This window comes from Acinetobacter sp. NIPH 542 (assembly GCF_000369825.1).
GTDB lineage: Bacteria > Pseudomonadota > Gammaproteobacteria > Pseudomonadales > Moraxellaceae > Acinetobacter > Acinetobacter oleivorans.
Genome location: NZ_KB850205.1, coordinates 92859 through 119835 on the forward strand (window position 1 = coordinate 92859; position 26977 = coordinate 119835).

The following is a 26977-nucleotide window of genomic DNA, read 5'->3' on the forward strand; positions in this document are numbered from 1 at the left end:
TATGATTCAATATCTGATTATTGCGGTTGTAGTGAGTTGGAGTGCGGTTGTTGTTTTTAAGAAAGTATTTCCAAAAACAGCAAATTCAGTCTTTTCTTCACTCTCTGTATTTTGTGAAAAGCAGGGTTGGATAACTTTGGCAAAATGGCTTAAACCAAAAATGACCTTTGGTTGTGCTGGTGGCTGTGGTTGTTCAAGCGAAGATAAACCTACCAATGCAGTTCAAGAAATTAAGCCGATTAAATGGCAATAAATTTAGTATTTCCTGTTTCGTTTAAAAAGCCATCATATTGATGGCTTTTTTACGCACTGACACAAAAAAAGATGAATAAAGTTCAAACTGAAAAAGCATTCAAAACAGCAAAGTGCTAACATTTTTGCCATTCTGTCGATTGATAAATTGTGGGGCAAAAATGTTAATACAACGTGGTGGATTAAAAGTTGTCGCAGGCTTAGGAATATCAGGTGTTTCTGCTGTTAATTTCCTGCATGAACAAGGCTACCAAGTTGCAGTAACGGACTCTCGTCCAACCCCTCCTGGTCATGACCAGATTCCAGCTGGCGTTAAAACCAGTTTTGGTCAACTTGACCAAGAATTATTATTACAAGCAGAAGAAATTATTTTAAGCCCAGGCCTTGCACCGCAATTACCAGAAATTCAGGCAGCTATTGCTCAAGGGATTTCAGTGGTAGGCGACATTCAATTATTACGCCGTGCGACAGAAGTGCCTATTGTGGCTATTACGGGTTCTAATGCCAAAAGTACCGTAACGACTCTAATTGGTTTAATGGCTAAAGATGCAGGTAAAAAAGTTGCTGTGGGCGGAAACCTAGGACGCCCAGCTCTAGACTTGCTAAAAGACCAACCAGAGTTGCTTGTACTTGAGCTATCAAGTTTTCAATTGGAAACCACATCACATTTAAATGCTGAGGTTGCTGTGGTTCTTAACATGAGTGAAGATCACCTAGATCGTCATGGCGATATGTGGGGTTATCACCAAGCAAAACATCGTATTTTCCAAGGCGTTAAAAAAGTTATATTTAACCGTGATGATGCTTTAAGTCGCCCTCTTGTTCCAGATACCACACCAATGCAAAGCTTTGGTCTAAATGCACCAGACTTAAATCAATATGGTGTTTTAAGAGATGGTGATGGCGAGCTTTGGCTTGCACGTGGTTTGCAGCGTTTAATTAAAAGCTCAGATTTATATATTCAAGGCATGCACAATGTAGCCAATGCTTTAGCTTGTTTAGCATTAGGTGAAGCAATTGGTTTGCCTATGGAATCTATGCTTGAAACGTTAAAACAATTTAAAGGATTAGAGCACCGCTGTGAGTATGTGAGAACTGTGCATGATGTGCGTTATTATAATGACTCTAAAGGGACTAACGTTGGTGCTACACTTGCAGCAATTGACGGTTTAGGGGCTGCAATTGAGGTTAAAAAAGGTAAGGTTGCCTTGATTTTAGGTGGGCAGGGTAAAGGTCAAGATTTTGCTCCATTACGTTCTTCTATCGAAAAATATGCCAAAGTTGTGGTATTGATTGGTGAAGATGCTCCAGTTATTGAACAAGCAATTCAGGGCGCAACCAAAATTTTACATGGAGCAACGCTTAAAGAAGCTGTAGAGCTGTGTCAACGTGAAACACAAGCTGAAGATGTGGTGTTGTTATCACCAGCCTGTGCAAGTTTTGATATGTTTAAAAGTTATAATGACCGTGGTCAGCAGTTTGTTGCCTGTGTCAATTCGTTGGTTTAAAGAAAACATGATTAGGAATGTTGTATGGCAGGCTTAGCTCAGACCACAATCCAGAAAATCAATCATTGGTATGAACGGATATTGCCTAAATGGCCAGCGGAAGTGACGCCACGTAATGTCCTGATTTTCTGTGTCGTTGCATTGTTGTGTATCGGTTCAGTGATGGTGGCGTCTGCTTCGATGCCCTATGCTGAATATATGCATGAAAACCCGTTTCACTATGTGATTCGTCATGGTATTTCGATTGTTGCTGCGGCTGTGGTGGCATATTTGACCTATCGGATATCACTCAATACGTGGTTTAAAAATACTTTCCCGCTGTGGCTGTTGACCATGGTTCTGCTGCTTGCTGCTTTGGTGGTAGGTTCAGAAGTGAACGGTTCTACACGTTGGATTAAGATCGGTGGCTTTACTTTACAGCCAACCGAGGTTGCCAAAGTCATGATGGCAATCTTTACTGCAGACTACGTTGTGCGCCGTGCCAAAGAGGTTCGTACTCATTGGAAAGGCTTATTACGTTTAAGTGGGGTCATGGCAATTACGGTTGGTTTGATTATTGCTGAGCCTGACTTGGGTGCTACGATCGTAATTGTATTGATGATGGTCGGGGTATTCTTTTTAGCTGGTGCACCGCCGACACAGTTCTTAATTATGTTAGGTGCGATTGTAACTGGTATTGTGTTCTTGATCTTATTTGAGCCGTATCGTTTCCAGCGTTTGATTTCATTTACTGACCCATGGGCAGATCCATTAGGGGTGGGGTATCAGTTATCAAATGCATTAATGGCCTTTGGCCGTGGTGAGTGGTTTGGTACAGGCTTAGGACATAGTGTCCAAAAGTTATCTTATTTACCTGAAGCGCATACTGACTTTATGTTGGCGGTGTTAGGTGAAGAGTTTGGTTTCTTTGGTATTTCGATTGTCATTGGTTTGTCTTTCTTGATGTTGGCATGCTGTATCAAAATTGGTCATCGTGCATTGAAACATCATTACCTTCGCGCAGGCTATTTGGCTTACGGTATCAGTATTATTTTCTTGCTGCAGATTTTGGTAAATGCGGGTATGAACATGGGCTTAATGCCAACCAAAGGTTTAACTCTGCCATTTATTAGTTATGGTGGTACATCTTTAATGATGTGTGCTGCGATGATTAGCTTGATCTTAAAGATTGATGCATCAACTCAAGAAGTGAACCCTGAAAGAGAAGAATCAAACTTCTAAAGCATTTCAGTTGTTATAAAAAGCCCGATATCAAATCGGGCTTTTTTTATTTATAGATAGGTTCCGCTGAGCTCTTGTCCATGGGGAATTAAATCAACATTCCACTGTGATATGGCCTGCTTTAGCATAACTTTAGGCTGGTCTAAATCAACATGAGGTTGTCCCAATGCTTGTATGGCTTGTTGTAGCAATTCAGGTGCTTTAGATAAATCGAGTGCTTGAGCAAGATTTTGTTTAGAGAGCTTTTGCCCCTGATCATTCATGGCGAGAGGGAGGTGCATGTAGCTCAGTTTAGGGTATCCTAAGAGCTCGCCAAGCCAGATCTGACGTTCTGTGTTATCTAATAGGTCTGAGCCTCGAACGACATGGGTGATACCTTGCAGATAATCATCCACGACGACAGCAAGTTGGTAGTTAATAATCCCGTCACGGCGTTTAAGAACAAAATCCCCAAGGTCATGTTGTAGATTAGAACAATGAAGTCCTTGCAGTCGGTCATCAAAACAGATTGGTTGATCTTTAACTTTTACCCGAATTGCTTGGTCTTGAAAATCAAGATTCAGATTGCGGCATGTGCCCGCATAGATGGCATTTGAACCCAGTATTTTGCGTGTACATTGACAAGCATAGATTAGACCCTCTTTTTTAAGTTGATCTAATACACTTTCATAAATATCTAAACGGTTTTTTTGAAAGATGATTTCTGCATCGGGTTCGAACTGGAAGGATTCCAATGAGGTGAGGATATGCTCTTCACTGCCCGGATAAATACGAGGGATATCTGTGTCTTCGACACGAACCAGCCATTTGCCTTGGTGAGCTTTAGCATCACAATAACTGGCGACAGCGGTAATGAGTGATCCAAAATGCAAAGGGCCGGTTGGCGAGGGCGCAAACCGACCTAAGTATGAAAAGCTAGGCTTTTCTTGAGTAGCTACAGCGGTCATATTAACCGTTATTTTGCTTCTCTTTAATTTCTGCCAAAGTTTTGCAGTCAATACATAACGTTGCAGTTGGACGTGCTTCTAAACGACGTAAACCGATTTCGATACCACATGTTTCACAGAAACCGTAGTCTTCGTTTTTAATTGCTTCCATAGATTGTTCGATTTTACGAATTAACTTACGTTCACGGTCACGTGTACGCAATTCAATTGCAAACTCTTCTTCTTGGGTGGCACGGTCATTTACATCTGGCAATGCAGTTGATTCGTCTTGCATCGTATTCAACGTACGATCAACTTCAGACATTAATTCAGCTTTCCATGCTTGCAGAATTTGTCGGAAATGCTCGAGCTGTCCTTCAGACATGTACTCTTCATTTTTCTTAGGTTGATAAGGTGCAATACCAAATAAACTTGCAGTTGTGCCTATGTCAGAAGTTTTAGGTTTCACTTTACGTGCACGTTTTGCAGAAGCTTTGTCACCTTCCACTACAACTTCTGTATGTTCATCCAAAACTTGGTTGTGGTTGTCATTCGCCATAATAGGGCATTCCTCATCATACACGTATTATCTATACGCAAAAAATATGGTGATATGCAAGTGTTTTTATAGAAAACCATCGATGGGATTTTCCCATCGGGTCGTCATCATATAGATTTTTCCTGCAAGATGATAGTCATTCTGTCCCGTAAATATTTTCAAAACGTGTTTACCCTAGTTATAATTGCATATAAGCATATATAAAATAGAGCTAATAGCCTGAAATATTGGTATTTATAAGGCCCTGAAAATTTTCAAGACGGAAGACTTCTGTTTCAAAACTACCATCGTTTTTTAGACGAATGTAACGGTAGCCGGGAGCATTTTGGTCTAGGGCAAACTCATTACTAAATGGTTTAAACTGAACGCTTGTTGAGGGGGTCGAGAAAAATTCGATCCCTTGCCAAGTGTTTAGTGAGTCTTGGTGAACGTGCCCGCAGATTAAAGCTTTTACATTTTTAAATGGAGCTAATGTAGTAAGTAAAGCATTAGAATTTTGTAACTTGTGATGATCAATCCATTTAGATTTCATTGCAAAAGGATGATGATGACAAGCCAATAAAACAGGGTTATCTGAAAATTCTTCGAGCAATCCCGCTAAATTTTGTAGTTGTTCTGGCGACAGGTGCCCATTAATCTGACCTTTTACTGCACTATTTAATAAAATAACGCGCCAGTTTCCTAAACAAATGACCACAGGGTCCTGATGATTTTCTTTATGTAATGGAAAATGATCAACGTTATCATGATTGCCCAGTGTCTGAAAAAATGGCAGACCTAACGTTTGCATATATTGAATATAACGTTTGTAGGTAATGGGCGTTGGTGCTTGAGCCAAATCTCCAGTGTGGATGATGGCATCAGCTTCAGGATGTTTTTTCAGGATCTGTTGAATAATGGCATGAAAACTTTCTTCAGGATTCATCCCCACAAATTCTAAGTGTGGATACTCCAATAAGTGGGTATCGGTAATTTGTATAATGACATGGTCTTTTTGTGAAAGTGTTGAGACTTGAAAAGTCACCGTCCTACCTCGTCGGATTTTATTATCGTTGTGATGTGTTGAGATAGCCATTGTAACGCCATAATGACAGGGGCATTTCTCAAACGTCCTTGACTCAATAATGTTGATATTTCGCTGTAGTCAAACAGGTGTAAAAGAATATTTTCACCTTCATCAGGCATGCCAAAAACCCCACCTTTTGATGGTAAGTTTGTTTCAGCAGCATATAAGTGAAATAGTTCTGAACACGCCCCAGCAGATGGATAAAAGCTAAATAGATGATGTAAATGATTAACTGTGCATCCTGACTCTTCAAGTGTTTCACGGCGAATACAGCTCTCTGGCGTTTCATCTCCATCTAATACACCAGCAATTACTTCCAATTGCCACGGCGAATCGGGATCATTAATTGCACCTACACGAAATTGTTCAATCAGCGCAAACTGTTGTCTTTGATCGTTGTAGAGTAGAACGCCAGCCGCTTCAGGCCGATGAATCAGTTCACGTTGTAATACATGAGTATATTCAGTTTGATTAAATAGACGATGTCGAAGGCTGACTTTTTCAACTTGAATAAAACCACGGAATAGAGATTCACGTGATGTTACTTCGACATCTTTAGATGTATAACTTGGACGTTCAACAATACTCATGATTCGATCAGGACGAAATCTATTTATTTCATCCTAACCGAGAATCATGGCTAGGCAAGTGTTTTTTTTGAATATTTACACTTTGTGATACAGTTTTTGACCTTGCTCTTGATAAACCTCTTTCATCGCTTTGAGGCCTTCTTCAACCTCTGAATTGCTATTAGTGAGATTGTTGGCATAGTCACGAACATTCTGGGTGATTTTCATCGAACAGAATTTTGGTCCACACATTGAACAGAAGTGAGCGGATTTATGAGCCTCTTTTGGTAAGGTTTCATCATGCATGCTACGCGCTGTGTCAGGGTCTAGACTTAAGTTGAACTGATCATCCCAACGGAATTCAAAACGAGCTTTTGACAAGGCATTATCGCGAACTTGAGCACCCGGATGTCCTTTAGCAAGATCAGCAGCATGTGCCGCAAGCTTGTAGGTAATAATTCCGTCTTTAACATCTTTTTTGTTTGGTAGACCCAAATGCTCTTTTGGTGTCACATAACAAAGCATCGCTGTGCCGTACCAACCAATCATGGCTGCACCAATTGCAGAAGTAATATGGTCATAACCCGGAGCGATATCAGTCGTTAAAGGCCCAAGCGTATAGAATGGTGCTTCTTTACACACTTCTAGCTGAAGGTCCATGTTTTCTTTGATCATGTGCATTGGTACATGACCAGGGCCTTCAATCATGACTTGAACATCATGTTCCCATGCACGGTGTGTAAGTTCACCTAGTGTTTTAAGTTCGCTGAACTGTGCTTCGTCATTTGCATCTTGAATACAACCCGGACGTAAGCCATCACCTAAGCTAAATGAAACGTCATAGGCTTTCATGATTTCACAGATTTCATCGAAATGAGTGTATAAGAAGTTTTCTTCATGATGCGCTAGACACCACTGCGCCATGATTGAACCACCACGAGACACAATACCTGTTAAACGGTTTGCTGTAAGTGGCACATAACGAAGCAATACACCTGCGTGAATCGTGAAGTAGTCAACGCCTTGCTCAGCTTGTTCAATCAGTGTGTCTTTGAAGATTTCCCATGTTAGATCTTCTGCAACACCATCAACTTTTTCAAGCGCTTGATAAATAGGTACGGTACCGATTGGAACAGGTGAATTACGAATAATCCATTCACGTGTTTCATGAATGTTTTTACCTGTCGATAAATCCATAATGGTGTCGGCACCCCAACGCGTTGCCCACGTCATTTTGGCAACTTCTTCGTCAATTGAAGAACCAAGCGCTGAGTTACCAATGTTGGCATTAATTTTAACCAAGAAATTACGGCCAATAATCATTGGCTCAAGTTCTGGATGGTTAATGTTGGCAGGAATGATCGCACGACCTTCAGCAACTTCTTGACGAACAAATTCAGGTGTAATTTCTTTTAAGTTTTTTGCACCGAAATTTTGTCCAGCATGTTGACGCATATCAACACCTTCACGCTGGCGCTGATTCTCACGAATTGCAATATATTCCATTTCAGGCGTGATAATACCTTGCTTGGCATAGTGCATTTGAGTGACATTTTTGCCAGCTTTAGCACGGCGTGGGTTTTGAATGTGAGCAAAACGAATGTCAGCGGTACGAATGTCTTTTAAACGTTCTTGACCAAAAGTTGAAGTTAAACCAGAAAGTACGTCAGTATCGTTACGTTCTTCAATCCAGTTTTGGCGAACTGAAGGTAAACCTTTGTCTAAATCAATTTGAACATTTGGATCTGTATAAACACCTGAAGTGTCATAGACCATAACAGGGGGATTATGTTCACCGCCCAGACCAGTTGGAGTATCTGTTAAAGAAATTTCTCGCATTGGAACCTGAATATCAGGACGAGAGCCTTCAATATAAACTTTTTTAGAAGCGGGTAAGATGCGGGTTAAATCTTTTGCATCTTGTTCATGTTGCGCTGAAATTTCAGCAGAAGAGAGATTCGTTAACTGGTTCATTACATGATCCTTATGAATAACATCAACGAATCAAGCACGACCAAAAACGATGGCGGATTTATCTTTGCTAGATAAATTTAAGGCTTAAGTTTTCAGATGGCTTGATTCCTACGCAGGTCTTAACCTGATCAGGTTCAACGGTACTCATGTTCAAACTTGTGTTGCGATAACACGAAATTTACACAATCTCAGCGAGTTATTACTCGCGCTCCGTCAAGCGATTTATAGACTAACATGTTTTAGGTTGGGTGGCATTGTCAATTTGTATCTATACAAACCGCATCCATATGGCAGTCACGATACACTTCAGTGTTCCATGGGGAGTCTAATTTTAATAGCTGCTCAAGTTGTTCATGGGTCATCTGATAATTTGATTTTTTATCACCATTCTTATCACTTAAATCTATTTTAAATTGCTTATTACGCTCCTCTACAGGCGTGGCAATAAACTTAAGAAATAGTTGAGCAGGTTTCGCTAAACTCGATTGGCTCTGTGTAGATAGAAACTGAATTTGTTGAAGCGTATCTTTATCAAACCATGTGTTTGGTGCATATTCATCTGACACAGGTGTATTATCGAGACCAAAGAAAATAAAATAGCTATATTCGTTAAAGAGTAGTTTTGCATCACTAATAAAATGGCTTTTTGGATACTTTTGAATAAACTTTTCCCAAAATAATGCACGTTCAGTCAGCTCTTTCCATGAAATAGCCAACGCACCATCGTTATAGAAAATATTTTGATTGTCTTTCGCCATACGAGTTAAAAACTCTTTTTGGTCAGCAGGTAAGGCTTTAGAAAAAACATCAACTAAATAGTTTGGCTGACGTCGATAGGTGAACATGCCTTCGCCTTGATAGAGTAGTTCAATATAGGCTTGACCTTCATGTTGAAGTAAATATTGATCACGTGGGCTCAGTTGGCCGAAGAGTTTTTTCTGAGTTTGGATGACCTTTTTAAGGTCTTGTTGTTTATGTTCTAAAACAGCATAGCCAAAAGCTTCAAACGCTCTACCTGTTTTTTCAGTGTAGTCTTGTTTAATAAAACGTTGATACATGGCTGTTGATGCATCAATCAGCTTAAGCTGTTCATCATTTTTTAAAGACGGAACACAGGTTTTAAGCTTTTCATTAATTTGATTTAAGTCTTCTATTTTGCTGTTTTGATTAATCGTGTGCATAGCTACCATAATTTGTAAGCAGCTACTGTCTTGTTTTTGAGTGGCCTTTTGCTCAGTTGATTTTTGCTCTTTAGATACAGTCTGATCTTGCTCTGATGTTTTATTACATCCAGCTAAAAGTAGTGCGCTGCACATACTCATCATTAGAAATTTTTTCATCATTATATTTTTATCAAAGTGAATATTGCTCAAATTATAACTCGGAAAAAGATTGCATCATTGTTAGAAATCTTTATTATTAGGTAGGTCGGTCTACTTAAATTAAAGCTATGAATGATAAAACAGCAAGACAGAAAATTCTCGATGCCGCTTCAACTTTGTTTTATAACGATGGCATTACTGCAACTGGAATTAACTCGGTTACGGCTAAAGCAGATGTTGCTAAGATGTCGCTTTATAATAATTTTTCTTCAAAAGGTGAGCTTGTCGATGCCTACATTGCTGCGCGCCATCAAGAGTGGCTCGATCTCTATCAAAAGCGTTTAGAAAAAATAAAAACAGCTAAAGAAGCCATTTTGGCCGTATTTGATGCCTATCAAGACCATGCGGAATTTGCCTATGAAAAAGGCTTTCGAGGTTGTGGGTTATTGAATGCTGCGGCTGAGTTTCCGGCGAATAGTGCAGGGCGAAGTTCGGTAAGACAACATAAAGAAGAAGTTGAGGCTATTGTTGCTGAACATTTAAAAAAATTGATACCAGACTCAAAGCGGATTAGTTATGTGGCTACGCAGCTTTCTTTTCTTTTAGAAGGTTCTATGGCAAGAGCTGGCTTAGAAGGAAACAGTCGTCAACTCCTGTTAGCAAAACAAATGGCAGAAGATATTTTAAATAGAGAATGTCCACATGATTAGCCTCATTAAAAATAGTAGTTATGGAGGCACAATTGCAATTTTAGTTGCCTCTGTTTTGTGGGGAACAACCGGTACTGCGGCCGCATTTGCTCCGACACTTGGCCCACTCGCTATTGGTGCCGTAGCGATGGGCGGTGGAGGTCTTTTACAAGCCTTGGTTGCATCACGAGCGATACGTGAAAACCGACAATTTATAAGGGAAAATCTTTTAATACTGCTTTTGGGTGTAGCGGCGGTGGGTATTTACCCTTTGGCTTTTTATTCCTCAATGCATTATGCAGGCATTACGATTGGCACCGTGGTTTCAATTGGTTCTGCTCCACTGATCGCAGCAATTTTAGAGCGTTTTTTTGATCGCAAAGCTTTGTCAGCTATATGGTTTCTAAGTTTTATTTGCGGTGTGCTTGGCGTAACGATGTTGTCGATGGGTGAAAGTCATGCGGTTCTAGACGGTACAAATCAATGGAATAAATACTTCGGTATTTTTCTTGGGCTTGTCGCAGCTACAACTTATTCACTTTATTCATGGGCTGCAAAAAGATTAATAGATCGAGGTGTTGCCTCTAAAGCTGCAATGGGCATGATTATGGGTGGTGGGGCAGTTATTTTGCTTCCTACTTTGTTGGTTACAGGTGGTGGGTTATTACAAAGCTCAACCAATTTACTTGTGGCTGGTTATATGATGCTAATTCCTATGTTTTTGGGTTATTTACTTTTCGGTTTTGGACTAAAAACAGTAAATGCCAGCAAAGCGACGACCTTAACTTTATTTGAACCTTTAGTCGCTGCGATTTTTGCCATTGTGTTGGTGGGTGAGCATGTTTCATGGTTGGGTTGGATAGGCATGCTTTTGATTTTTATTTGTATTTTAATATTGTCAAAAACTGAGAACGCTTAAAAAAACTAAAACTTTTAATGGCTTGAGTTTGATTCGAATTTTTCTTAGTCTTAAAGGCAAGTTTTATCGTTGATTTGAACAATGAAAATAAAATTAATGGTCGCTGTTGGCCTTTGGAGTTTTGCATCTTCGAGTTTTGCTCTAGATTTGGTTGAGACTTATGAGCGCGCAAAACAAAATGATCCGACATGGCAAGCCAATCAACAACAATTTGAAGCAGATCAACTTAATTTAGGCTTGGCAACGGGAGCGTTATTACCCACCGTTACATTGTCTGGAAACATTACTCGTAATCGACAAACTGTAAAGCGTTCAAACTTTCCAGGTGTTGATCAAGAAGGACTGTCCGATGCTTTGGTAAGTAATACCTCAACGACTCGGCAAGCGACCTTAACAGCACGTCAGCCATTATTTCGAATGGATGCTTGGGAAGGTTATAAACAAGTTAAAACTTCGGTTGCCTTAAGTGAAATTACCTTAAGACTGCAAAAACAAGATCATGTTTTAAATGTAGCAGAAGCCTATTTTAATGTGTTGCGTCAGCAGGCATTGAGTGTTGCATACCTACAAGAAGAAAAAGCTTTGCTTGAGCAGCTTAATATGATGAATGCCAAACTCAAAGAAGGTTTGGTGGCACGTAGTGATGTGAGTGAAGCAAATGCTCAATACCAAAATGCCAGAGCCAATCGTATTTCAACCAATGTTCAATTACTTTTAGCCCAAGAACAGTTGTCTGAATATATTGGTTCTTATCAAGATAAACTTGCTGTATTACGAAGTGACTTTAGTTTTCAAAAGCCTTATCCAGCAGAACTTAATGATTGGATTTCTTTGGCCCAGCAAAAAAATCTAAAGATCCAGCAAGCCCGGTTACAGCAACAATATAGTGAAGATCAGCGCCGTGTGGAAAAAGCCGCGCTTTATCCTCAAATAGATGCGGTGGCGAGCTATGGTTATACCAAACAGACCCCAGAGACTCTTATTTCGACTGACGGAAAATTTGATCAGGTTGGGGTAGAAATGAACTGGAATTTATTTAATGGCGGGCGCACTCGAACATCAATTAAAAAAGCGACTGTAGAAGCCAGTAAAGCTCAGGCTCAACTTGATGCAGCCATCCGCCGTGCCAATGTCGACGTGAAAAGTGCATTTATGCAGGTTGATACGGACCAAGCCAAACTCGAAGCAAGAAAAGCTGCAATGGATTCATCTTCTTTAGTTTCGCAAGCTTCGAAAGCGAGTTATAACGAAGGCTTAAAAAGTATGGTTGATGTTTTATTGGCCCAGCGTAATGCTTTTTCTGCAAAACAGGATTATCTTAATGCTCAATATGACTATTTATTGAATGTGCTTCGTTTAAAAGCTGCGGTAGGCCAGCTCGGTGAAAAAGATCTGGTTGAGCTTAATAGCTGGTTAACTTATCAGTAATAAAAGGCTTTTATCTGAAATTTAATTTTGTCATAAAAACTTAATGATTGCTGTGTTTTAATGCTCAATCATTTTATTCCTGCGCCATCATGTTGGAGGCTTCCCTTGAGTCCAAGTAATCCGGTGTTAACCCATCATATTTCTTCTCAATTTAATGAAGATTTGCAAGATGTAAACACAAAGTTTATGACCATGGGTGGCTTGGTCGAACAACAGGTCGCAAATGCAATTCATTCTTTGCTTGATACAGACGCAAATTTAGCGATTGATGTTCAATTTAAAGATAATGCAGTCAATCAATATGAACGTGATATTGATGAAGGCTTGACGCTAATTTTGGCGCGTCGTCATCCAGCAGCGATTGACTTGCGTATGGTTATTGCCATGAGCAAAGCCAATACTGACCTTGAGCGTATTGGTGACGAAGCTGCAAAAATTGCCCGTATTGCACAGAACCTTTGTGAAGAGGGTGGTTCGCCTCGTGGCTACATGGAAACACGTCATATTGGTAATCAGGTTCGTGTCATGATTCATGATGCACTTGATGCTTTTGCACGTTTAGATGCAGATCAAGCTTTACGTGTACTTTTAGCCGATGCTGACATTGATCGTGAATATCAGTCAGCAACCCGCACATTAATGACCTATATGATTGAAGATCCACGCCATATTGCTCGTGTTATTAATGTTATGTGGGTTCTACGTTCTTTAGAGCGTATTGGTGACCATGCACGTAACATTGCTGAGCAAGTCATTTATATGGCAAAAGGCTTTGATGCTCGTCATACCAAAATTGAAGAAATTGAAGCTAAAGTCCACGAAAAGTAATTTTGAGCTGAAATATTTAAAAGCCTTGTTTGAAACAAGGCTTTTTTTTATTTGTTTAAAAATAATAGATAAAAAAATGTCCCGAACTTTGGGGGGAAGTTCAGGACAGAAAATCAAGTGCATAAACACGACAGGGATCGTGTTCTTCTTGCTATGGATTGATATTAAGTTCTTTGCTTTTTGATGTCATGTAGAGTCCTGTTCGCTCTATGTAAGGCTTTTTATGCTTGTGTAAGTTTCACGTAAAAAAAGGCGGGTCTATGTGTATAGGACCCGCCTTTTTAATGATGAAGAAGCTAAAACAAACCGATTATTCTGGTTTCCAGCCTTCAGCTTTTTCTACGCTTTCATCATTGTTAAAGAACTTCTCGCGTTGTTCTTCAAGGAACTTCTTCGCATCTGGTTCAAACACGTTTAAGCGTTTTTCATTAATCAGCGTAGTTTGGTGTTTTAACCATTCTTGCCATGCTTGCTTAGAAACATTTTCAAAAAAATCTTGGCCTTTAGCACCTGGGAAAGGAGCGAAATCTAGACCTTCCATTTCCTTTTGATATTTGCGGCAAAAAACTTGTCGACTCATGGTTTATCCTTAAGCGTATAACTGTTCTAAACGTGTATGGGCACGAGCAATCGCAGCTTCAACCTGTTTTGGTGAAGTTCCGCCAATATGATCACGTGCATTTACAGAAGCTTCTAGTGTTAAGGCTTTATCAAATACATCTGCTGTAATTAAGTCAGAGAATTGTTGTAATTGCTCAAGTGTTAACTCAGATAAATCTTTTTCTTCAGCAACACCTAATGCAACAGCTTTACCTACAATTTCATGCGCATCACGGAAAGCAACGCCTTTTTTCACTAGGTAGTCTGCAAGATCGGTTGCAGTCGAGAAGCCACGAAGTGCAGCTTCACGCATAATTTCAATATTTGGAACTAATGCAGGAATCATATCTGCGAAAGCCATGAGTGAACCACGAACCGTATCGATTGCATCAAATAACGGTTCTTTATCTTCTTGGTTATCTTTGTTGTACGCCAATGGTTGACCTTTCATGAGCGTAAGTAAGCTAATTAAGTCACCAAATACACGGCCTGATTTACCACGAATAAGCTCAGGAACATCCGGATTTTTCTTCTGCGGCATGATTGAAGAACCAGTACAGAAGCGGTCAGGAATATTCACAAATTTGAACTGTGCAGAAGTCCAAAGAATCAGTTCTTCTGACATGCGTGATAAATGCATCATGATCAGTGCAGCAGCAGCATTAAATTCAATGGCAAAGTCACGGTCAGATACAGCATCAAGAGAGTTTTCAGATACGGCTTCAAAACCTAAAAGTTCTGCTGTATAGGCACGGTCAATCGGATAAGTTGTACCAGCAAGAGCAGCTGAACCAAGTGGCATGCGGTTAACGCGCTTACGACAATCTTGAAGACGTTCAGTGTCACGAATCAACATTTCAAACCATGCTAACAAGTGATGACCAAAAGTCACAGGCTGAGCAGTTTGTAGGTGTGTAAAGCCCGGCATAATTGTATTTACATTTTTGGCAGCCAAGCCTAACAAGCCTTTTTGTAAACGTTCTAATAATTTTAAAATATCATCAATTTCGTCGCGCAGGTAAAGACGAATATCAGTTGCAACCTGATCGTTACGGCTACGACCTGTGTGTAGTTTTTTACCTGTAATGCCAATACGTTGAGTCAAACGTGATTCAATGTTCATGTGAACATCTTCAAGATCGATGCGCCACTCAAAGTTTCCAGCCTCAATTTCTGAGCGAATGGTGCTTAAACCTTCAATAATGTCATCGCGTTCTGCTTCTGTGAGTACGCCAACTTTCGCAAGCATGGTAGCATGCGCAATCGAACCAGCGATGTCTTGTTTATAAAAACGTTGGTCAAACTGAACAGAGGCGGTAAATTCGGCTACAAAAGCGTCCGTCGCTTCAGAAAAACGACCACCCCACATACCTGAGGTTTGGTCTGGGGTTACTGAATTAGGGGGATTTGAAGATGTGGTCATGGTGGCTCAGTAAAATAAAAAAGAGTATATCACTTGCCGAAGCTCAACAAACAAAGTTGTTTCCTACAGCATACCGAAATCAAAATTCCTCCTATTTTTTTACGAAAAACGGGCGTTGGCAACACTTATTCGAATTAATTATCGCAAGTAATGTTTTGGCCCTGGTCTTAGCATTGGCTGAAGCGCAGTCTTGGCAAGCGTTAAGCGGGGGAAGGCTTTTTCAATACATCGTTTTTATTAACTGGGTAATATTGTCCTTTTTTGCCTTGGTCGAGCGCTTTCAAGGTTTTTTTAGCACTTTACGTCAAGTGTTTGCCTTGGTTATTGGCTTTATCATGTTGCAAGGTATTGTTGTTTTAACCACTTTGATGAGTAATTTTTTTCAGTTTGGTCTTTTAAATAAACATGCGTCATTAACGCAGGGCTGGAGCATTTATTTTACCAATGTGCCTTTATATCTAAGCTATGGAATATTACTCGGGGCTTTCTGCCTACGTTATTTATATGTCAGAGAACAATGGTTACATCAGCAATATGCAGAATTAAATGCCCGTATTCAGGCCATGCAAGCGCGAATTCATCCTCATTTTTTATTTAATAGTCTAAATAATGTAGTCAGTTTAATTGCGATAGATCCAGATAAAGCAGAAAGCATGCTCATTAGCCTGTCACGTTTATTTCGTGCCAGCTTCCAAGAATTGAAATTGGTGAGTCTGTATGAAGAAATCGAGCTAAGTAAACAATATTTAATGATTGAGCAGGTGCGTTTGGGGGAGCGTTTAAAAGTAGATTGGAAAGTCGAGCTTTCACCTGTGCAACTCAAACAGATCACCATTCCTTTATTGACATTACAACCTTTGTTAGAGAATAGTATTTTTCATGGGGTAGAACCAATGATGGGTAAGGCAACCATAGGGGTATTGGTTGAAATATTGCAAAATCAGGTCAGTATAGTCATTACCAACCCATATACAGACGATACAATAAATTCAAGGAAAGGGCATGGAATCGCGCTTGAAAATGTTAAGCAGCGCCTGAAAGCATATTATGGGAGTTCCGTAAGATTTCAGGTTTATAAAGGTGAAACCTTATATACCACCATTATGAGCTATCAATATCAAACAAAATAATAAGTTAGTCAGAGTTAACCATAAAAAAATGGATCAAGTTAACGGTGACAAGGAGGATGAATGAAGGTGCTGATTTGTGATGACGAACCACTTGCAGTGGAGCGATTATCACGTTTAGTTTCAAAGATGGGACATGAAGTTGTATCAACGGCTCATCATGGACAAGAAGCCTTGGAACAGGCGCGGCTTCATCAACCGGATGTAATTTTACTTGATATTCAAATGCCAGGTATGAATGGTCTTGTCTGTGCGGAACAGCTAAGTCAGCTAAATCCTCGACCGGCGATTGTATTCTGTACGGCCTATGACCAACATGCATTGGAAGCATTTAAGTCTCAAGCTCAAGCTTATCTTCTTAAACCAATTGATCCTCAAGAGCTTGAACAAGTTTTTAGTCAACTGACTCAGCTTACTCGAGCACAGCTCAATGCTTTACCACAACATGATTTTTTACATGATCTAAAAACACAACGACATCAAATTGCTGCAAAAACCTATCGTGGGGTTGAGCTAATTCCAGTTGAAAATATTTATTATTTTTTAGCTGATCAAAAATATGTCACGGTGCGTCATCAAAATGGCAGTGTATTAATTGATGAAACTTTAAAAGAGCTTGAAACCGAATTTGCAGATCAATTCATTCGTATTCATCGAAATGCCTTAGTTGCGGTTGCATATTTAGATGGACTGGAGCTCGTTAGCTCTGGGCAATATCAGGTTCGTTTACGTGGCTTAGATGAGCGACTTTCTGTGAGTCGTCGACATTTATCTATGCTTAGAGAGCGGATCCATCAGCTCTAAAGTTAAAAAGAGTTATCTTGGGCGTGCGAGATTTTACTTGCAATTTTAAGGGATCAAGTTAAGTTTAGGGTGTATCGTTTGACCAGCCCATGCTTGAATTTATGAAAACCTTGAAAATTGCTACACGACAAAGCCCACTTGCTCTTTGGCAGGCAGAATATATTCGTGCCCGATTACAGGAGCTTCACCCAGATTTAACGGTGGAGTTGGTTAAATTTGTCACGCAGGGCGATAAAATCTTAGATACGCCTTTAGCAAAAATTGGTGGGAAGGGGCTGTTTGTTAAAGAGTTAGAAGCAGCACTTTTAGATGGGCGTGCAGATTTAGCTGTACATTCAATGAAAGATGTCCCGATGGCTTTGCCAGAAGGTCTAACCTTGGCAGTAATTTGTGAACGTGAAGATCCATTAGATGCTTTCGTTTCAAATCAATTTGAAAAATTTGCCGACTTACCTCAAGGTGCAAAAGTTGGTACCTCAAGTTTACGTCGTAAATCTCAAATTTTAAAACAACGACCAGATTTGCAAATTATTGACTTGCGTGGAAATGTTGGCACACGTTTAGCGAAACTAGATGATGGTCAATATGACGCTATTATTTTAGCTAGCGCTGGTTTGAAGCGTTTAGGATTGTCAGAACGTATTCGTCATTGTTTAACACCAGATATTAGTTTGCCTGCGGTGGGCCAAGGTGCGTTGGGCTTGGAATGCCGTGCAGCTGACCAAGATGTATTAGCTTTAATTCAACCGCTATTACACGAAGAAACAGATGTTTGTGTACGTGCTGAGCGTGCTTTTAATGCCTATCTTGAAGGTGGTTGTCAGGTTCCAATTGCAGGTTATGCCACACTACAAAATGGACAAATCCATATTGAAGGTCGTGTCGGAAGTCCTGATGGGCAAACATTATTACGTGCTGAACTGACAGATGAAGCGAGCAATGCTCATCAACTGGGTGAAAACCTTGCTCGAAACTTACTTGATCAAGGTGCGGGTGAGCTATTAAAGGCTCTTTACTAAACCATGTTGTTTATTAATACTCGACCTGATTCTCGTGCAGCTGAATTAACAGATGCTTTGCAAAATGAAGGTTATCAGGTTGAGTCTTTACCTCTTTTAGAACTCGTTGCTAAACCCTTTTCCGAACACTTACTTCAGCTTTACCAACAATTAGTTAAAGCACAAGCTATTGTTGTGGTCAGCCCAACTGCTGTTGATGTGGGTATGCAGTACTTAATACAAAGTGGTTTAAAGCTAGATGACTTAAAACATATTCAGTGGATTGCGGTTGGGCAGGCTACAGCTAATCGTCTAAGTGAATATGGAATAGAAGCACATATTCCAGATGTGGAAACTTCTGAGGGAATGTTAAACCTACCGATTCTTCATAATATGAAGCAGGTTGGTAGTGTCGCTTTCTGGCGAGGAGAGGGTGGCCGTCAATTTATGATGGAAACTTTGCAGCAGCAAGGCATTCAGATTTTAAATTTCGTTTTATATCATCGGCAATGCCCAGAAACCTCATATTCTACATTCAAACATCTGACACAGAATTCAAATTATAATTTACACAAATGGCTGGTCTTAATTACCAGTGAGGCCAGCTGGAAATATTGGTTAGAGCTTTGTTCAAAAAGTAATGTACAACCTGATTGTGTATATTTGGTTTTAGGACCACGTCTTTTTCAAATTGTTAAAGAATATCGCGATCAACAACAGGCTCATTTTCACATTATTCAACTTGAAAATTTATCGCCTTCGGGGATGATTCATCACATTCAGGCATTATAAGGATTCGTATGAGAAAACTTGTTTCTATCATCATTTTACTGGGCATGGCTTGGTTGGCTAAGCTCAGTTACGATATGTGGCAAATTTCTCGTACTGTTCCCGAGCTTAAGCAAAGTCTGCTTCAATCAGAACAGCACTATGCCAATCTAAATGATCAATTGGTTGCTTTACAGCGACAATTACAGAATCAACCTGTAAATACTGGTGATAAAGTAAGTTCGGTAACTCACCCAGATGCTCCACCGACAGGTATTGCTCCTACAGTTTTAATTAAACAAAAGTTAGATTTAATTCAATTTGCAATTGACCAACAACAATTGATTTATGCAGTTGATCAATTAAATCAGTTGCAGCTATCTCTCGTGCACTATGAAATTGCTCCAGCATTGCAACATAGCTTGAACCAATCGCTTGAGCAGGATAAGCAAGCAGTTCAACAATTCACTTTGGCTCAAAATCAGCGCCATCAATTGATCGACGATTTATTACAGACGATTGATAAAAATATTCAGCAAGCTTTAGCTCAGCCTAAGCTTGAGATGGATCAATCCGAGTCTGTGTCTTGGTGGAAAAAATGGTTCCGCATAGAAAAAGTAGAAACGCCGTCTATTAATTTAATGAATCGAAGTGTGGTACTCAAAGAAGTGCAATTAAGACTCTTAATTGCTGAACAGGCACTCAATCAAGGCAAAATGACAGAGTACCAAAACGAGTTGCAATCTGTGATGCAAAAGCTAGATGAAATGCCTGATGCAACGAGTCAACAGTTAAAAAAACGTATTGCTAAAGTGGCACATTTATCGATAGTGCCTGTTCCTAAATTATCTACACTTGGTCTAATTGGCTCATAAGGAGGAGATATGAAACACCTCCTGTCGGTTTATTTCGTAATTAGTTTAATACTCTTTGCCGCTTTAGCTTTATTGAGTTATGGCTATGGAATGGGGTATGTCTACATTTACTGGCGACAATTGCAGTTGCAAACAAATGTCTGGGGATTAACCCTTGCTTTTGTTGCCATGAGTTTTATTGCTCAACTTATATGGCTTTGGGTTAAACGTTATTCCTCTCGCGAGCAGAGGAAAAGTGAAAACATCTTCCAGTTTAAAAACCTTCATCCCTATGAACAATTAGGTATTGTCTGGTTATTAGAGGCCGCCGAAGATCAACGTGTATTTATTGAACGTGTTTTTACTCAGTCAGCGCTTTTAAAAAATATTATTGATGCCAAATTTCTGGTTTTAAGTGGAGACTATCCAAAAGCATTGGCTGCTTTAGATCAATCACCGCCTATGGCATTTGAATTGGCAGAATTAGAACGAATCGAAATCTTTTTAGCCCAAAACGAAGCTGAACGTGCATTAACTCATCTTGAGTTTTTATACCAGCATCAGTTATCGCCTTGGCTTGAGGAAATAGAAACAGCCTACCAGCAACGATTAACAGCGTTATGGGGGCAATTGGCGCTGCAACACCCATGGGTGTATTTACGGTCAATGAAGTATGGTTTGCTAGATGCTGAGCACCGTGATTTATGGTTACAGCAACTCCTTCAGCAGTTTGATGAAGCTTCTGTTGATGATCTGCATGCTTTGCAACAACGTTATCTAGATTTAGAGTCTGAAATTCAAACTAGACCTTATAGCAGTAAGTTGTTATGGCTCAAGCTATTGGCGCGTATGCCTGATATGAGCATGCAGCACGCAGCCTTAACACTACACTTATTAAAAGAACAGTTCGATCCAGAAGTGTTTTATCTCTGGTTTCAGCAACAGCTGCTTAAACAGGTTCCAGACTATGCAGATGTCGAAGAAAAAATTATCGAGTTTGAAAATCAATATATGAATTTGCCTGTTTTAACCTTTGCAAAATGGCATGTCTATATGGCAACTGGACGTCAAGCAGAGGCTGAAACATTATTATCATTATATCCAGATAATATTTTAATGAGCTATTTACGTATTAAGTCTACGCTTAATGAAGATGAAGTATTAATCAAACAGTTAAACCTAATCTTTGAAAATGATGCGAATTTTTTAAAATTTAAAATATGAGGCAAAAATGAAAGAACTGTCTGTCTACCCGATAATATATGAACAGAAAGTCGCATGGGGAGATATGGATGCTTTCGGGCATGTCAATAATGTACAATATTATCGATATATTGAAAGCTCACGTATTTTATATATGGAAGCTATAAATATATTAACCCCTCAATTATATACCGTTGTAGCCTCAAGTCAGTGTAAATATTTAAAGCCAGTTTTTTATCCAGATGTATTGAAAGTCGGTGTTCGCGTGGAAGAACTCCGTAATAGTGCATTCCGTATGGCTTATATATTATGGAGCGAGACACAACAACAAATCGTGGCTACTGGTGAAGCGGTTATGGTCTGCGTAGATAAATTAACAGAACGAAAATGTGAAATACCTCAGAAAATAAAACAAAAAATTATTGAGCTAGAAAAATCTGTTGGGCATGACTTAATACATTTATCTTAAATAAATATTAATAAAATATATTTCATTTATAATTGATAGTGTAATTAAAAGGTAATTTTTTTAGTTATTCTGATGAACACGGCTTTCAAACTATTGCTTATTGAATAGATTATAAATAATATTGGTCTTGATTTTATGTTTTTAAATTTTGTCTGTATTATTTTGAATTGTCTGTAAGACTGGAGTATTTATTAATGAAACCGGATATCAGTGAATTATCTGTTGAAGAGTTAAAACGCTTACAAGAAGAAGCGGAAGCTTTAATTGCAAGTAAAAAAGATCAAGCAATCGAAGATGCTTATAATCAAATTATCGAGATCGCTGAAAATGTAGGTTTTAGTGTTGAACAACTTCTTGAGTTTGGTGCTCAAAAACGTAAGAAAACAACACGTAAATCTGTTGAGCCACGTTACCGCAACAAAAACAATTCTGAAGAGACTTGGACTGGCCGTGGTAAACAACCACGTTGGTTAGTTGCTGAAATTGAAAAAGGCGCAAAACTTGAAGATTTCTTAATCTAATCGTATTGCCGATTTAAAAAACCAGGCAGATTTGCCTGGTTTTTTTATGCATAAAAATATCTAAAGTGTGTTTTGAAAATTATTTAAGAAATTGGGTGTTTAAATTCATCTTTAAATAGATTGTTGAGATCAAATTTGCATTTAGTTCTTTTAGCACTCGGTTTTCATGATTTTGTCATACGTTCAACTTATAGTCTTACTACCGAAGCCAAGCCCGATTGCTTGGTTTTTTTATATGAAGTGAATTGGCGATGTTGAAAAAGTATGCATAATGTCAGACTAGGGAGCTACTCTCAAAATAAGGACGATAATTTGCATGTTGGTAAGGCTGAATGAAGAAAAAGTCTAAGCAATGGAAGTGGTGGTTATTTGCACTCATTGCATTTTTAATTTTTATTATTTTACAGATTCCGGCGACGTGGCTAATTTCTAAATTTTCAAAGAATAATCAAACTCTACACAATGTAAGTGGAAATATCTGGCAAGGCCAAGCAGATTGGCGGCGTGGTACTTTGAGAGGCTCGATTCATTGGAAAACTAGACCTCTTGACCTGTTTTTATTACGGTTCGCTGCTGATGTAGATATCCATAGTGGAAATACCCAATTATCTGGGGTAATGGGCTATGGCGTGGGTAAAAAAGTAATTGTAAAAGCTATGAATGGTCAGGTTGCGCCTGAAACATTAAAACAAATTGTGAACTGGCAATGGCCCGTGAATAGTATCCAGTTAAAAGATATTAATTTTAATTATAAAAAAGAGCAGGGTTTCGCCGCAGTTGATGGTCAATTGCATTGGGGTGGCGGTGCTTTAATTTATAATATTGGTGACCGTCAAGACCGGATGAATATGCCCTCTTTAAATGGACAACTAACGGATCAAAACGGTCAATTACAAGTTGATATACGTGATCAACGCAGTCAAAAAATGGCGAATCTTTTATTAGATGCCAACATGATGCTTGATGTGCAGCTTACGCAAAGATTATTACTGAATATTCCATCTTATGATGGGAAAGCTGGTTTAGATACATTTGTCATTAGTTCTCGTCAGCCCTTAATACAAGGGGGTAACTAATGAAAGTGTGGATTGAGAAATTACAGCATCTACAATGGCAAAAATTAGATCGGTTAAGTGTGGTTGTATTTGCCGTTTTAATTCTATGGCTGTGCTGGAAATTGGCTTCATTATTTTGGTGGGTGATTGCACCTCCTCAAATGATGCAGTTTGATCGGGTAGAGTTAGGATCACAGCAACCGCAGATTCCTAACATTAGTACTTTTTCGCTTTTTAATGAACCTTCAGCCAATGCAGCTCAGGAAAATGTCAACCTAGAATTACAAGGTGTGATGCTGGGTTATCCCAACCGTTTTTCTTCGGCTGTGATTAAGCTTGATAATACTGCTGACCGGTATCGGGTGGGAGAAACAATAGGTTCTACCTCTTATCAGTTGGCAGAAGTTTATTGGGATCACGTGATATTGCGTCAAGGTAATGGAAGTACGCGTGAACTTCAGTTTAAAGGTTTGCCAAATGGTTTATATCAACCTATGACGCCAGATGCCTCACAACCAACTGCTACTGCGCCTCAGTCATCGGCACCTGTTAATACGACTCAAGAGGCGTTAGGACAGGCTATTCAGCAAATGCAGGGGAACCGTGAACAATATCTACGTGATATGGGTGTAAGCGGGAACTCAAGCGAAGGTTTTGAAGTTACAGAACGTACACCCACCGCGCTTAGAAATAAGTTAGGTTTAAGGCCGGGTGACCGGATTGTTTCCTTAAACGGTCAAACGGTTGGGCAAGGGCAAACGGATGTGCAGTTACTTGAACAAGCTCGTCGAGCTGGGCAAGTGAAATTAGAAATAAAACGTGGTGATCAAGTGATGACCATACAACAAAATTTTTAGTGATAACACGTCACCATAAGAGTTAGGAATTATCGCAAGTTATGGCTTTATTGAATCATCAACGTCCACTTTGGGCATTACTTGCAGCAGCCCCATTGATTGCGACAGTGAGCAGCAGCGTCTATGCCCAGACATGGAAGATCAATTTACGTGATGCTGACTTAACTGCATTTATTAATGAAGTTGCAGACATTACGGGGAAAAACTTTGCAGTAGATCCGCGAGTGCGTGGCAATGTCACAGTAATATCGAATAAACCACTTAATAAAGATGAAGTTTATGATCTATTTCTTGGGGTTTTAAATGTAAATGGGGTGGTGGCAATTCCTTCAGGGAACACCATCAAACTTGTGCCAGATAGTAATGTTAAGAATTCGGGAATCCCTTACGATTCTAGAAATAGACTACGTGGTGATCAAATCGTCACTCGAGTTATTTGGCTTGAAAACACGAATCCAAATGATTTAATTCCAGCACTTCGTCCTTTAATGCCACAATTTGCACATATGGCTGCGATAGCAGGGACTAATGCGCTAATTGTTTCGGATCGAGCTGCAAATATCTATCAACTTGAAAATATCATTCGTAACCTCGACGGTACGGGGCAAAATGATATTGAAGCTATTAACTTGCAATCAAGTCAGGCAGAAGAAATCATTACTCAACTTGAGGCAATGAGCGCTACGGGAGCATCTAAGGATTTTAACGGGGCCCGTATCCGTATTATTGCAGACAACCGAACGAATCGTATTTTAGTAAAGGGCGATCCTGAAACACGTAAACGTATTCGCCACATGATCGAAATGCTGGATGTGCCTTCAGCAGACCGCTTGGGCGGCTTAAAAGTTTTTCGATTAAAATATGCAAGTGCAAAAAATTTATCTGAGATTTTGCAAGGCCTCGTAACAGGACAAGCGGTTTCTTCGTCAAATAATAATAGTTCTTCTAACTCATCGAATCCGATCAATAATTTGATGGGTAATAACCAAAATTCCAGTTCAAATACCTCTGGTTCAAATGGTAGCTCAATTTCTACGCCATCTATTAACCTAAATGGCAATTCAAACAGTAGTAATCAAAACAATATCTCTAGCTTTAGCCAAAATGGTGTGAGCATTATTGCAGATAATGCTCAAAACTCTTTGGTCGTTAAGGCTGATCCGCAATTAATGCGTGAAATTGAATCTGCGATTCAACAGCTAGATGTTCGCCGTCAGCAAGTTCTTATTGAAGCTGCCATTATTGAGGTTTCGGGTAAAGATGCCGATCAATTAGGGGTGCAATGGGCACTTGGTGATATCAATAGTGGTATTGGTTTAATTAATTTTACGAACGCTGGTTCAAGTCTAGCTTCACTGGCAGCTGGTTATCTAACGGGCGGTGCTTCTGGTTTGGGAAGTGCAATTGGAGCAGGTAGTTCAATTGCATTAGGAAAGTATAAAGAGGGTGCAGATGGTTCTCGCCAACTTTATGGAGCTTTAATTCAAGCTCTAAAAGAGAATACAGCTTCTAATTTGTTGTCTACGCCCTCTATTGTGACGATGGATAATGAAGAAGCTTATATTGTTGTTGGCCAGAACGTTCCATTTGTAACAGGATCGGTCACTACAAACAGTACAGGCATCAATCCATACACAACTGTTGAGCGTAAAGACGTAGGCGTGACATTAAAGGTTATACCTCACATAGGTGAAAATGGCACAGTTCGACTTGAAATTGAACAAGAAGTTTCGAATGTTCAGGCGAGTAAAGGTCAAGCGGCCGATTTAATTACCAATAAACGTGCGATTAAAACAGCTGTATTGGCTGAGCATGGGCAGACAGTAGTTTTGGGTGGTTTAGTTTCTGACGATGTTGAATTTAACCGTCAAGGTATTCCTGGGTTAAGCAGTATTCCATATGTAGGTCGATTATTCCGCTCGGATACTCGAAGCAATGTAAAACGTAATCTTCTCGTCTTTATTCATCCAACAATTGTGGGTGATGCAAATGATGTGCGCCGTTTGTCTCAGCAGCGCTACAATCAGCTTTACAGCTTACAATTGGCGATGGATAAAAATGGCAACTTTGCCAAATTGCCTGAACAGGTTGATGATGTCTATAATCAAAAGATGACACCGCCAAGTATTGCCTCTCAGCCAAAAAATTATCAGCAGGTTCCTTCAGGTGGCAAAAGCTCGACAGTAACAACGCCTGTAGCTGTACAGCCATCGGTTCAAAGACAAGCCTTACAGTTGCCTGAACCTGAAGTTAATCGTACTAAAAATACCGTAACAACAACGACACTGCGTCCAAGCACAGCACCGTAGTAGCATGTTATGATTGATAAAAAATGATAGGACATACGCATGACTTGGAAATTACAAGCAATTACTGGCGAGATTACTGGCCAAGAAATTAGTGTTGATCGTGATATGTTAGTCGGGCGCCATCAAGATGCTGATGTATTGTTGCAAGCCGCTGAAATTTCACGTCGCCACGCTGCATTGCTTTTAAAAGATCAATTGCTATGGGTGCAAGACCTTAATTCATCAAATGGTACATTCATAAACGATATTCGTATTGAGCAAGAAAAACAGCTGCATGATGGTGATATTGTTCAATTTGCTAGCTTTAAATTTTCTGTATTAGCGCCTGCGAAAGAAATATTGGATTTACCCGAAATCGAAGCAGAACCAGTGCAAACTGCTGCACTAACACAAGACTTAAGTGATCAAGGAATGCCAAGTCTTGCAGAGCGTGCTGCAGAAACAGAAGTTCGTCGTGATGGTATGCCACAGAATATCTCTATACCAAAGCCTGCACCTATTCCAGAGGGTGTGGATGTCAATGTAAAACAACCATCACCTGTTGCCTTTGAGGAGCCTTTTTCTCGTGTTGCTGAAGAAAAAGAGCAACAGAAGAATGCCTCAGTTGGTTTAATCACTATTATTATTTTAGTAATTTTAGCTTTATTGGCATGGTTATTCTTTAAATAATCCATTGCTGCTTTTACAATCAAGGCATGCTAAACGCATGCCTTTTAAATTTTGAGAAG

The 26977-nt window shown here is 39.6% G+C and carries 27 protein-coding genes and 1 riboswitch; of the genes, 19 read left to right on the forward strand and 8 right to left on the reverse strand.

Annotated features, from left to right (window positions below):
- The first annotated feature begins 1 nt into the window (after window position 1).
- The 3 genes from F886_RS03770 to ftsW all read left to right on the forward strand — a co-directional run bounded on the left by F886_RS03770 (window position 2) and on the right by ftsW (window position 2981).
- On the forward strand, window positions 2-253 hold the full coding sequence (locus tag F886_RS03770) for a DUF6587 family protein (protein ID WP_005301654.1): 252 nt from the start codon (window positions 2-4) through the stop codon (window positions 251-253).
- Window positions 254-413: 160 nt separating this feature from the next.
- Window positions 414-1760: a UDP-N-acetylmuramoyl-L-alanine--D-glutamate ligase gene (murD, locus tag F886_RS03775; RefSeq protein WP_005301658.1), complete on the forward strand. Its 1347-nt coding sequence runs from the start codon at window positions 414-416 to the stop codon at window positions 1758-1760.
- 24 nt (window positions 1761-1784) lie between these two features.
- A complete protein-coding gene (gene ftsW, locus F886_RS03780; RefSeq protein ID WP_004795141.1) occupies window positions 1785-2981 on the forward strand; it encodes a putative lipid II flippase FtsW in 1197 nt (398 codons plus the stop codon).
- Between the two features lie 50 nt (window positions 2982-3031).
- Here the strand turns inward: ftsW and gluQRS are convergent, their stop codons facing one another.
- The 6 genes from gluQRS to F886_RS03810 form a co-directional block, all read right to left on the reverse strand.
- Window positions 3032-3928: a tRNA glutamyl-Q(34) synthetase GluQRS gene (gene gluQRS, locus F886_RS03785; protein ID WP_005301662.1), complete on the reverse strand. Its 897-nt coding sequence runs from the start codon at window positions 3926-3928 to the stop codon at window positions 3032-3034.
- A 1-nt stretch (window position 3929) separates the two neighbouring features.
- Window positions 3930-4466 (reverse strand): RNA polymerase-binding protein DksA, encoded by a 537-nt coding sequence (gene dksA, locus F886_RS03790; RefSeq protein WP_002121205.1) that lies wholly within the window; start codon window positions 4464-4466, stop codon window positions 3930-3932.
- Window positions 4467-4677: 211 nt separating this feature from the next.
- A complete protein-coding gene (gene cpdA / locus F886_RS03795) occupies window positions 4678-5490 on the reverse strand; it encodes a 3',5'-cyclic-AMP phosphodiesterase (protein WP_005301666.1) in 813 nt (270 codons plus the stop codon).
- Complete coding sequence (locus F886_RS03800) at window positions 5487-6122, reverse strand: NUDIX domain-containing protein (RefSeq protein WP_005301669.1); 636 nt, start codon at window positions 6120-6122, stop codon at window positions 5487-5489. Before F886_RS03800 ends, cpdA begins: the two co-directional genes overlap by 4 nt.
- A 75-nt stretch (window positions 6123-6197) precedes the next feature.
- Window positions 6198-8075 (reverse strand): phosphomethylpyrimidine synthase ThiC, encoded by a 1878-nt coding sequence (thiC, locus tag F886_RS03805; protein WP_004795134.1) that lies wholly within the window; start codon window positions 8073-8075, stop codon window positions 6198-6200.
- A gap of 88 nt (window positions 8076-8163) precedes the next feature.
- A riboswitch (TPP riboswitch) is annotated at window positions 8164-8298 on the reverse strand.
- A 34-nt stretch (window positions 8299-8332) separates the two neighbouring features.
- Complete coding sequence (locus F886_RS03810) at window positions 8333-9418, reverse strand: hypothetical protein (protein WP_212749659.1); 1086 nt, start codon at window positions 9416-9418, stop codon at window positions 8333-8335.
- Window positions 9419-9525: 107 nt separating this feature from the next.
- Between F886_RS03810 and F886_RS03815 the strand changes: the two genes are divergently transcribed.
- From F886_RS03815 to phoU, 4 genes are all read left to right on the forward strand, one after another.
- Window positions 9526-10107: a TetR/AcrR family transcriptional regulator gene (locus tag F886_RS03815; protein ID WP_005301675.1), complete on the forward strand. Its 582-nt coding sequence runs from the start codon at window positions 9526-9528 to the stop codon at window positions 10105-10107.
- Window positions 10100-11005 carry a DMT family transporter gene (locus F886_RS03820; protein ID WP_005301679.1) on the forward strand — a complete coding sequence of 302 codons (906 nt, stop codon included), beginning with the start codon at window positions 10100-10102 and terminating at the stop codon, window positions 11003-11005. Before F886_RS03815 ends, F886_RS03820 begins: the two co-directional genes overlap by 8 nt.
- Before the next feature lie 96 nt (window positions 11006-11101).
- Window positions 11102-12433 (forward strand): multidrug efflux outer membrane protein AbuO, encoded by a 1332-nt coding sequence (locus F886_RS03825; RefSeq protein ID WP_081402087.1) that lies wholly within the window; start codon window positions 11102-11104, stop codon window positions 12431-12433.
- A gap of 105 nt (window positions 12434-12538) precedes the next feature.
- Window positions 12539-13261, forward strand: coding sequence for a phosphate signaling complex protein PhoU (phoU, locus tag F886_RS03830; RefSeq protein ID WP_013199117.1), 723 nt, complete (start codon window positions 12539-12541; stop codon window positions 13259-13261).
- A gap of 310 nt (window positions 13262-13571) precedes the next feature.
- Here the strand turns inward: phoU and F886_RS03835 are convergent, their stop codons facing one another.
- The gene (locus F886_RS03835) at window positions 13572-13841 is read right to left on the reverse strand and encodes an oxidative damage protection protein (RefSeq protein WP_004795121.1); all 270 of its coding nucleotides are present in this window, start codon (window positions 13839-13841) and stop codon (window positions 13572-13574) included.
- Window positions 13842-13850: 9 nt separating this feature from the next.
- Entirely contained in the window at window positions 13851-15284 is a 1434-nt protein-coding gene (gene argH, locus F886_RS03840; RefSeq protein WP_034590825.1) for an argininosuccinate lyase, read from the reverse strand.
- Between argH and F886_RS03845 the strand changes: the two genes are divergently transcribed.
- The 12 genes from F886_RS03845 to F886_RS03900 all read left to right on the forward strand — a co-directional run bounded on the left by F886_RS03845 (window position 15275) and on the right by F886_RS03900 (window position 26918).
- On the forward strand, window positions 15275-16414 hold the full coding sequence (locus tag F886_RS03845) for a sensor histidine kinase (protein WP_005301688.1): 1140 nt from the start codon (window positions 15275-15277) through the stop codon (window positions 16412-16414). The genes argH and F886_RS03845 overlap by 10 nt on opposite strands.
- Before the next feature lie 60 nt (window positions 16415-16474).
- Window positions 16475-17215 (forward strand): LytR/AlgR family response regulator transcription factor, encoded by a 741-nt coding sequence (locus F886_RS03850; RefSeq protein ID WP_005301691.1) that lies wholly within the window; start codon window positions 16475-16477, stop codon window positions 17213-17215.
- 101 nt (window positions 17216-17316) lie between these two features.
- On the forward strand, window positions 17317-18234 hold the full coding sequence (gene hemC, locus F886_RS03855; RefSeq protein WP_034590869.1) for a hydroxymethylbilane synthase: 918 nt from the start codon (window positions 17317-17319) through the stop codon (window positions 18232-18234).
- 3 nt (window positions 18235-18237) lie between these two features.
- Window positions 18238-19005 carry a uroporphyrinogen-III synthase gene (locus tag F886_RS03860; protein ID WP_005301697.1) on the forward strand — a complete coding sequence of 256 codons (768 nt, stop codon included), beginning with the start codon at window positions 18238-18240 and terminating at the stop codon, window positions 19003-19005.
- A gap of 8 nt (window positions 19006-19013) precedes the next feature.
- Window positions 19014-19856, forward strand: coding sequence for a hypothetical protein (locus tag F886_RS03865; RefSeq protein ID WP_005301699.1), 843 nt, complete (start codon window positions 19014-19016; stop codon window positions 19854-19856).
- Window positions 19857-19865: 9 nt separating this feature from the next.
- A complete protein-coding gene (locus F886_RS03870; protein WP_005301703.1) occupies window positions 19866-21059 on the forward strand; it encodes a hypothetical protein in 1194 nt (397 codons plus the stop codon).
- A 7-nt stretch (window positions 21060-21066) separates the two neighbouring features.
- A complete protein-coding gene (locus F886_RS03875; protein WP_005301707.1) occupies window positions 21067-21507 on the forward strand; it encodes an acyl-CoA thioesterase in 441 nt (146 codons plus the stop codon).
- Between the two features lie 194 nt (window positions 21508-21701).
- Window positions 21702-22028, forward strand: coding sequence for an H-NS histone family protein (locus tag F886_RS03880; RefSeq protein ID WP_002053185.1), 327 nt, complete (start codon window positions 21702-21704; stop codon window positions 22026-22028).
- A 332-nt stretch (window positions 22029-22360) separates the two neighbouring features.
- A complete protein-coding gene (gene gspN / locus F886_RS03885; protein WP_005301710.1) occupies window positions 22361-23104 on the forward strand; it encodes a type II secretion system protein N in 744 nt (247 codons plus the stop codon).
- Window positions 23104-23940: a type II secretion system protein N gene (locus F886_RS03890; protein WP_005301713.1), complete on the forward strand. Its 837-nt coding sequence runs from the start codon at window positions 23104-23106 to the stop codon at window positions 23938-23940. Before gspN ends, F886_RS03890 begins: the two co-directional genes overlap by 1 nt.
- A 41-nt stretch (window positions 23941-23981) precedes the next feature.
- The gene (gene gspD / locus F886_RS03895; protein ID WP_005301716.1) at window positions 23982-26249 is read left to right on the forward strand and encodes a type II secretion system secretin GspD; all 2268 of its coding nucleotides are present in this window, start codon (window positions 23982-23984) and stop codon (window positions 26247-26249) included.
- 39 nt (window positions 26250-26288) lie between these two features.
- On the forward strand, window positions 26289-26918 hold the full coding sequence (locus tag F886_RS03900; protein WP_005301719.1) for an FHA domain-containing protein: 630 nt from the start codon (window positions 26289-26291) through the stop codon (window positions 26916-26918).
- Window positions 26919-26977: the final 59 nt, after the last annotated feature.

Excerpts from the sequence above, each read along its gene's own strand:
- F886_RS03810 (WP_212749659.1), bottom strand. The coding sequence starts at position 9,418 with ATGATGAAAAAATTTCTAATGATGAGTATGTGCAGCGCACTACTTTTA.
- murD (WP_005301658.1), top strand. The coding sequence starts at position 414 with ATGTTAATACAACGTGGTGGATTAAAAGTTGTCGCAGGCTTAGGAATA.
- F886_RS03820 (WP_005301679.1), top strand. The coding sequence starts at position 10,100 with ATGATTAGCCTCATTAAAAATAGTAGTTATGGAGGCACAATTGCAATT.
- ftsW (WP_004795141.1), top strand. The coding sequence starts at position 1,785 with ATGGCAGGCTTAGCTCAGACCACAATCCAGAAAATCAATCATTGGTAT.
- gluQRS (WP_005301662.1), bottom strand. The coding sequence starts at position 3,928 with ATGACCGCTGTAGCTACTCAAGAAAAGCCTAGCTTTTCATACTTAGGT.
- hemC (WP_034590869.1), top strand. The coding sequence starts at position 17,317 with ATGAAAACCTTGAAAATTGCTACACGACAAAGCCCACTTGCTCTTTGG.
- dksA (WP_002121205.1), bottom strand. The coding sequence starts at position 4,466 with ATGGCGAATGACAACCACAACCAAGTTTTGGATGAACATACAGAAGTT.
- F886_RS03845 (WP_005301688.1), top strand. The coding sequence starts at position 15,275 with ATGTGGTCATGGTGGCTCAGTAAAATAAAAAAGAGTATATCACTTGCC.
- F886_RS03900 (WP_005301719.1), top strand. The coding sequence starts at position 26,289 with ATGACTTGGAAATTACAAGCAATTACTGGCGAGATTACTGGCCAAGAA.
- argH (WP_034590825.1), bottom strand. The coding sequence starts at position 15,284 with ATGACCACATCTTCAAATCCCCCTAATTCAGTAACCCCAGACCAAACC.
- gspD (WP_005301716.1), top strand. The coding sequence starts at position 23,982 with ATGGCTTTATTGAATCATCAACGTCCACTTTGGGCATTACTTGCAGCA.
- F886_RS03800 (WP_005301669.1), bottom strand. The coding sequence starts at position 6,122 with ATGAGTATTGTTGAACGTCCAAGTTATACATCTAAAGATGTCGAAGTA.
- F886_RS03890 (WP_005301713.1), top strand. The coding sequence starts at position 23,104 with ATGAAAGTGTGGATTGAGAAATTACAGCATCTACAATGGCAAAAATTA.
- F886_RS03825 (WP_081402087.1), top strand. The coding sequence starts at position 11,102 with ATGGTCGCTGTTGGCCTTTGGAGTTTTGCATCTTCGAGTTTTGCTCTA.
- F886_RS03865 (WP_005301699.1), top strand. The coding sequence starts at position 19,014 with ATGAGAAAACTTGTTTCTATCATCATTTTACTGGGCATGGCTTGGTTG.
- F886_RS03835 (WP_004795121.1), bottom strand. The coding sequence starts at position 13,841 with ATGAGTCGACAAGTTTTTTGCCGCAAATATCAAAAGGAAATGGAAGGT.
- F886_RS03770 (WP_005301654.1), top strand. The coding sequence starts at position 2 with ATGATTCAATATCTGATTATTGCGGTTGTAGTGAGTTGGAGTGCGGTT.
- F886_RS03880 (WP_002053185.1), top strand. The coding sequence starts at position 21,702 with ATGAAACCGGATATCAGTGAATTATCTGTTGAAGAGTTAAAACGCTTA.
- F886_RS03870 (WP_005301703.1), top strand. The coding sequence starts at position 19,866 with ATGAAACACCTCCTGTCGGTTTATTTCGTAATTAGTTTAATACTCTTT.
- F886_RS03875 (WP_005301707.1), top strand. The coding sequence starts at position 21,067 with ATGAAAGAACTGTCTGTCTACCCGATAATATATGAACAGAAAGTCGCA.
- thiC (WP_004795134.1), bottom strand. The coding sequence starts at position 8,075 with ATGAACCAGTTAACGAATCTCTCTTCTGCTGAAATTTCAGCGCAACAT.
- F886_RS03815 (WP_005301675.1), top strand. The coding sequence starts at position 9,526 with ATGAATGATAAAACAGCAAGACAGAAAATTCTCGATGCCGCTTCAACT.
- gspN (WP_005301710.1), top strand. The coding sequence starts at position 22,361 with ATGAAGAAAAAGTCTAAGCAATGGAAGTGGTGGTTATTTGCACTCATT.
- F886_RS03850 (WP_005301691.1), top strand. The coding sequence starts at position 16,475 with ATGAAGGTGCTGATTTGTGATGACGAACCACTTGCAGTGGAGCGATTA.
- F886_RS03860 (WP_005301697.1), top strand. The coding sequence starts at position 18,238 with ATGTTGTTTATTAATACTCGACCTGATTCTCGTGCAGCTGAATTAACA.